Annotated in this window: 4 protein-coding genes; all 4 read right to left on the bottom strand. The window is 62.9% G+C overall.

The genetic code is table 11. The annotated features are described in order from the left end of the window. Positions 1-24: 24 nt before the first annotated feature. The 4 genes from cmoB to lon all read right to left on the bottom strand — a co-directional run bounded on the left by cmoB (position 25) and on the right by lon (position 4,766). Positions 25-981 carry a tRNA 5-methoxyuridine(34)/uridine 5-oxyacetic acid(34) synthase CmoB gene (gene cmoB, locus ACF8GF_RS21735; protein WP_392460542.1) on the bottom strand — a complete coding sequence of 319 codons (957 nt, stop codon included), beginning with the start codon at positions 979-981 and terminating at the stop codon, positions 25-27. Continuing rightward, a complete protein-coding gene (cmoA, locus tag ACF8GF_RS21730) occupies positions 978-1,721 on the bottom strand; it encodes a carboxy-S-adenosyl-L-methionine synthase CmoA (RefSeq protein ID WP_392488477.1) in 744 nt (247 codons plus the stop codon). Before cmoA ends, cmoB begins: the two co-directional genes overlap by 4 nt. An 89-nt stretch (positions 1,722-1,810) precedes the next feature. Beyond that, positions 1,811-2,203 carry a protease inhibitor I42 family protein gene (locus tag ACF8GF_RS21725; RefSeq protein ID WP_392488476.1) on the bottom strand — a complete coding sequence of 131 codons (393 nt, stop codon included), beginning with the start codon at positions 2,201-2,203 and terminating at the stop codon, positions 1,811-1,813. Between the two features lie 145 nt (positions 2,204-2,348). After that, the gene (lon, locus tag ACF8GF_RS21720; RefSeq protein WP_176682692.1) at positions 2,349-4,766 is read right to left on the bottom strand and encodes an endopeptidase La; all 2,418 of its coding nucleotides are present in this window, start codon (positions 4,764-4,766) and stop codon (positions 2,349-2,351) included. Positions 4,767-4,831: the final 65 nt, after the last annotated feature.

Genomic DNA, 4,831 nt, shown 5'->3' with positions numbered 1-4,831 from the left:
GCATTACCCATGCGGGCGCCTTTTTTATTTGCGCGCCAGCAGGGTGGCGCGGCGTGGGGCTGGCAGGCCTTCGACGGTCTTGCTGTGGTCGTTCGGGTCGAGGAAGTCGCTCAGCGACTGGTAGCGCATCCACTCGGTGCTGCGCTGTTCCTCGACGCTGGTCACGCTTACGTCGACGCAGCGCACATCGCTGAAGCCGGCACGGCGCAACCAGCGGGCCAGCGCCGGTACCGACGGCAGGTACCAGACATTGCGCATCTGTGCGTAGCGGTCCTCAGGCACCAGCACCTGGTTTTCGTCGCCCTCGATAACCAGCGTTTCCAGCACCAGCTCGCCACCTTTGACCAGGCAGTCCTTGAGCGCCAGCAGGTGCTCGATGGGCGAGCGGCGGTGATAGAACACGCCCATGGAAAACACGGTGTCGAAACCTTCCAGGTTGGCGGGCAGGTCTTCCAGGGCGAATGGCAGGTGCCAGGCCGGCAACTCCGGCAGGTACTGCTGCACGGCCTGGAACTGGCAGAAGAACAGCCAGTTGGGGTCGACCCCGATCACCATGTCCGCGCCGGCACCGAGCATGCGCCACTGGTAGTAGCCATTGCCACAGCCCACGTCGAGTACGCGCTTGCCCTTGAGGTCCAGGTGCGGGCCAACCCGCGACCACTTCCAGTCCGAACGCCATTCGGTGTCAACGTGCACGCCAAACAGGTCGAACGGCCCTTTGCGCCAAGGCGACAGGCCCATCAATGCCTGGCGCATCTGCGCGCGGGTGGCGTCGTCGCACTCGCAATCCAGACGTAACCCGTTGACCAGGTCGATTTCACTGGGTTGCAGGGCGGGCAGGGCTTCCAGCGCCCCGCGCCAGCGGTCGAGGTCACCGTGGCCCTTTTCCAGCTTGGCGTCCAGTTGCGCTTGCAGGCCTTGTGACCAGGAAGCCAGGGGCGTGCCCACCAGGCGGCGGACGAGGGGAGACAGATCGATCATGGCAGGGCTATCAACGAGGCGAAGTTAAGGCATTGGAACCAAGGCACCACTTTCGAGAAGCCGGCTGCGCGCAGGCGTTCCTGGTGGGCTTCGAGTGTATCGGGCTTCATCACGTTCTCGATGGCGCTGCGCTTCTGGGCGATCTCCAGTTCGCTGTAGCCATTGGCCCGTTTGAAATCCAGGTGCAGTTCATTGAGCAGGTCCTGCTCTTGCTCATCGGCAAAGCGCAGCTTCTCCGAGAGAATCAGCGCGCCGCCGGGCAGCAGCGCCTGGCGGATTCGCCCGAGCAGTTCAAGGCGCTGGTCAGGGGCGATGAACTGCAGGGTGAAGTTCATCGCCACTACCGAGGCGGGCTCGAAGGGCAGGGTAAGGATATCGGCCTCCAGCACGTGCACCGGCAGCAACTCCTGGAACATCGAATCTTGTGCAGTGAGGTACTGGCGGCAGCGCTCGACCATGGCGGCGGAGTTATCCACCGCGATTACCCTGCAGCCGTCGCTGCGTACATGGCGACGCAGCGACTGGGTAACGGCACCCAGCGATGCGCCCAGGTCGTACAGCGCGGTGCCTGGCTGGGCGAACCGAGCGGCCAGCACGCCGAGGTTTTCGACAATGGTTGGGTAACCGGGCACCGAGCGCTTGATCATGTCCGGGAACACACGCACGACGTCCTCGTTGAAGACGAAGTCGGGCACCTGCTCCAGGGGTTGGGAGAAAAGGCGGTCGGGTTGTTTGCTCACGGTGAATCCAGGTGGCTGGTGATAGGCAGGGGGCGCATTCTAGCCAAACCGCAGCCTGGATGCATGGTTGGCTGACCAGCGCTTTGCGTTCAATTGACCCGAATGGCGCAATCGAAGGTCTGCACGGGGCGCACTTCCGGGGCCCAGGGTTGCTGGTAGATCAATACCAGGTTCCCTTCGCCAGTCGCGCGGGCCTGGAAGCGCCAGGTCGACATGCCCGAGCTGCCGACGATGCCGGTGTCTTCAGGCGCGCTGTAAACCTCGGGGCCAAGACTTTGCAACACGTTGGGCGCCGGATTCTGTACCAGCCAGCGGTAGCCGGTGGTGGGGTTGCTGGGCAGGGTTAGCGTCAGGATCTGACCGACCTGCAGGCGCTTGGGGCATTCGCTTTCGGCGTCCAGGTCAACGGGCTGCGAGGATTGTTGCGCGCAGGCAGAAAGCAGGGCGAAGCTCAGGGGAACGAGCAGACGAGGAGAGGTCATGGTGGCTCCGAAGGCTGGCGATGGCCTGAGGATAACCGATGATCGAGGAAATTTGTGTTGCCTGTGCCGGCCCCTTCGCGGGCAAGCCCGCTCCTGCAAGGGTTCCCTGTAGGAACGGGCTTGCCCGCGAAGAGGCCGGTTCAGGCTAGAACAGCACTTTCGCCACGTCGGCAAAGCGCTTGGCGAAGTGCACTGTCAGCCCTTCGCGCAGGTACTCCGGCAGTTCTTCGAAGTCGCCGCGGTTAGGCTCCGGCAGGATCAGTTCGAAAATCTTCTGCCGCCGCGCAGCAATCACTTTCTCGCGCACGCCGCCAATCGGCAGTACCTGGCCGGTGAGGGTGAGCTCGCCCGTCATGGCGACACCTTTTTTGGCAGGCTGGTCGCGGGCCAGTGAAAGCAAAGCGCTGGCCATTGTGATGCCGGCACTCGGGCCGTCCTTGGGCGTGGCGCCTTCGGGTACGTGCAAGTGGATGAACGCTTCGTTGAAGAAACCTGTATCCCCGCCAAATTGTTTGAGGTTGGAGCTGATGTAGCTATAGGCAATTTCGGCAGACTCCTTCATCACGTCACCCAGCTTGCCGGTCAGCTTGAAGCCTCGGTTGTGGGTGTGGATGCGGGTCGCCTCGATCGGCAGCGTGGCACCGCCCATGCTGGTCCAGGCCAGGCCGGTGATCACGCCTTTGCCAGCCAGTACCTGTTCGCTGCGGAACACCGGCATGCCGAGCGCGGTTTCCAGGTCCTTGGCGCCGATCTTCAGCTTGGCTTCGGGGTTCTCCAGCAGCTTGACCACAGCTTTGCGCACCAGTTTGCCCAGTTGCTTCTCCAACTGGCGCACGCCGGCTTCGCGGGCATAGCCGTCGATCACCAGGCGCAGGGCGCTGTCGCTGATGCTGAGGCTGGTCTTGGAAACGCCGGCCTTTTCCAGTTGCTTGGGCCACAGGTGGCGCTTGGCGATGGTCAGTTTCTCTTCGGTGATATAGCCGGACAGGCGGATCACTTCCATGCGGTCGAGCAACGGCCCGGGTATTGAATCAAGGGTGTTGGCAGTGCACACGAACAACACCTTGGACAAGTCCAGGCGCAGGTCGAGGTAGTGGTCGAGGAAGTCGACGTTCTGCTCGGGGTCGAGGGTTTCCAGCAACGCTGATGCCGGGTCACCTTGGTAGCTCTGGCCCATCTTGTCGATTTCGTCGAGCATGATCACCGGGTTCATCACTTCGACGTCTTTCAGGGCCTGCACCAGCTTGCCGGGCTGGGCGCCGATGTAGGTGCGGCGGTGGCCCTTGATCTCGGCTTCATCACGCATGCCGCCGACGCTGAAGCGGTAGAACGGCCGGCCGAGCGATTCGGCGATGGACTTGCCGATGCTGGTCTTGCCTACCCCGGGCGGGCCCACCAACAGCACGATCGAGCCGCTGATTTCGCCTTTCCAGGCGCCCACGGCGAGGAACTCGAGGATGCGCTCCTTGATGTCGTCGAGGCCGGAATGGTACTGGTCGAGGACTTTGCGCGCATGCTTGAGGTCGAGCTTGTCTTTGCCGTACACGCCCCACGGCAGGGCGGTGGCCCATTCCAGATAGTTGCGGGTGACGGCGTATTCGGGCGAGCCGGTTTCCAGGATGGCCAACTTGCCCATCTCTTCATCGATGCGCTTGCGTGCCTGGGGCGGCAGGGTCTTGCCTTCCAGGCGCTGTTCGAACTGTTCGAGGTCGGCGCTGCGGTCGTCCTTGGTCAGCCCCAGCTCCTGCTGGATGACCTTGAGTTGTTCCTTCAGGAAGAATTCGCGCTGGTGCTCGCCGATCTGCCGGTTGACCTCGGCCGAAATCTCGTTCTGCAAGCGTGCGACTTCCACCTCTTTGCGCAGCATTGGCAGTACCTTTTCCATGCGTTTGAGCATGGGCACGCAATCGAGCACTTCCTGCAACTGGTTGCCGGTGGCCGAGGTGAGCGCGGCGGCGAAGTCGGTGAGCGGTGAAGGGTCGTTGGGGCTGAAGCGGTTGAGGTAGTTCTTCAGCTCTTCGCTGTACAGCGGGTTGAGCGGCAGCAGCTCTTTGATCGCGTTGATCAGTGCCATGCCGTAGGCTTTGACCTCGTCGGTCGGCTCGGCGGGCTGGCGCGGGTATTCGACTTCGACCAGGTAGGGCGGGCGGTGGTGCTTGAGCCAGTTGCGGATGCGCACCCGGGACAGGCCCTGGGCGACGAACTGCAATTTGCCGTTTTCGCGGCTGGCATGGTGCACCTTGACCAGCGTGCCGTACTGCGGCAGTGCCGAGGTGTCGAAGTGGCGGTGGTCTTCTGGCGGGGTGTCCATGAAGAACAGCGCCAGGCAGTGGTCCGGTGACTTGGCCACCAGGTCGAGCGTTTCGGCCCAGGGTTCTTCATTGACGATGACCGGCAGTACCTGGGCCGGGAAGAACGGGCGGTTGTGGATCGGGATGACGTAGACCTTGTCCGGCAGCTGCTGGCCGGGCAGGGCGAGGGCGTGGCCGGCTTCGGCCTGGAGGGTGTGTTCGACTTCGCTGTGTTCGTCAGGGTGTTCGGGGAAATCCTGCTGGTCGCTCATGGGGCACCTGCGTGAATGACTATGGTGCTTAGATGGGGCGGGAGGGGATGGGTTTCAATGGTGTA

The sequence above is a fragment of the Pseudomonas sp. yb_5 genome (assembly GCF_043103865.1).
Taxonomy (GTDB): domain Bacteria; phylum Pseudomonadota; class Gammaproteobacteria; order Pseudomonadales; family Pseudomonadaceae; genus Aquipseudomonas; species Aquipseudomonas putida_Y.
Note: the sequence above shows the minus strand (reverse complement) of the source record. Positions and strands in the feature narration are given on the sequence as shown.